Source organism: Pedobacter miscanthi (genome assembly GCF_032678605.1).
In the GTDB taxonomy this organism is placed as follows: Bacteria; Bacteroidota; Bacteroidia; order Sphingobacteriales; family Sphingobacteriaceae; genus Pedobacter; species Pedobacter miscanthi_A.
Genome location: NZ_JAVTSU010000056.1, coordinates 1 through 1,591, shown reverse-complemented (window position 1 = coordinate 1,591; position 1,591 = coordinate 1). Strand labels below are relative to the sequence as shown.

Genomic DNA, 1,591 nt, shown 5'->3' with positions numbered 1-1,591 from the left:
GGAGCGGTATACCGCTCGATATTCTTTATCATTGTTTCGACCGGATACTGGTTTTTAAGGCAGTATCTCAGCCAGCGCAAAAGGGCTGTCCAGCTTGAAACGGACCGCTTGGAACAGATTGTTAAACGCGAAAAGGCTGAAAAGAACTTACTGATTGCCAGAAATGCGCACCTGCGTGCACAAGTGAGCCCACACTTGCTGTTCAATGTACTTACTTTTATTTACCGCCGCGTGAAAAAAAACGATGCTCTTGCGGGTGAGGCTATAATTTCGCTCACTTCACTGATGCGCTATTCTGTTGAGAATAACTTCGGAACGGAGTTTGTCTCAATCTCGGAAGAAGTTGAACAGGTTAGGGATCTGGAAAATATACTTAAAATACTCAAGGGGGGGGGATTTTATTTCAGGATGAATATAGAGGAGGCGGTCTTAAAATTATCGACAGTACCACTGATTTTACTGACCCTTATGGAAAATATGTACAAACATGGAGACCTTTCAGACCCTGGCAATTATGGTGAAATTGATGTATTCATCCTTGATGGAAAAATTGTTTTCCGTACTGAAAATGCTATTTCAGGACTGGGCAGGCCTCTAGGTTTGGGAACGGGTTTGGTCAATCTCCGTAGCCGCCTTTTGGACTATTATGCCGGAGCTGCCGAAATGAGCTATGGTGAAATGAATGGTAAATTTGAGGTCTTTATCAAAATACCCGCAAATGCTATTGACGGTAAATTTACTATTGGCCAGGTGCCCCAGGTCTTAAAGGAATGAATTTTGTATTTCAATAAAAGTGGTTCATCCCCGCTTTGGTGGTTAACCTTTGCTGACAGAAATCTTTTCTTGGGTAAATCGAAGCTTGCTTTCCATGCATTTGACGGTTAACAGTCTTCAGTTTGTTAACATTGTCTTCGACAGGGCCGCCTCTTAAGTATATCTTAATGGCCAGTTCTTCGAAAATTCTTCCGAACTACATGCTCTCTTAACGCTAATTTAAATTTCCCAATAAAAAATGGTCCTTCCAGCTTTAACGAACTTTACCAGGACTATTTGTGCGGTGCTTCGATCAGAGTGGCCAGAGAAATTTTTGCGCTTTTGCCTGTTGAATGTGTTTTTGTCATTGCGGTTGCAGATTTGCTGGATTCTGCTACGGGAAGGATTAAGTCTGTGCCGGTATTGTCGGTGATGTTTGTGGAGGATAATTTAAGCAGGCTGGATTTCGGGCGTATTGAGTGCTGGGATGCGATGCGGAATTTTGTGCATAGGACGAGGTTTTCAAGGAGTACTGGGTTTGCCGCGGTGGAGGTGCTGGAGGGGTAGGTTTTAAACTGAGTAATGCTGGAAACTTTGCTTTTTTAGGTTTTTTTGGCTGTACCTTGAAGGGCCGGGCCATGCGCTGTATCTTTTGTTCCAAAAGGATGCCGCTGATGCCCCTGACAGAAGATTTCATGTGTACTTACCACAGTCGTCTTTTGGATTAAAACCGAATATAGCCTTTTACTAAATCTGGTGGAGATTATCGGATAGAAACACTTTCGAAAATAGGATAATCCAGCCATTCCTAAACTTTTTCATTTTTGAGCTTTTAATG

Annotated in this window: 1 protein-coding gene; it reads left to right on the top strand. The window is 42.7% G+C overall.

Annotation, left to right across the window (positions count from 1 at the left end):
• Positions 1-774, top strand: a 774-nt coding sequence (locus R2R28_RS29020) for a sensor histidine kinase (RefSeq protein WP_316829156.1), incomplete at its 5' end; no start/stop codon positions are given.
• Positions 775-1,591 lie beyond the last annotated feature (817 nt).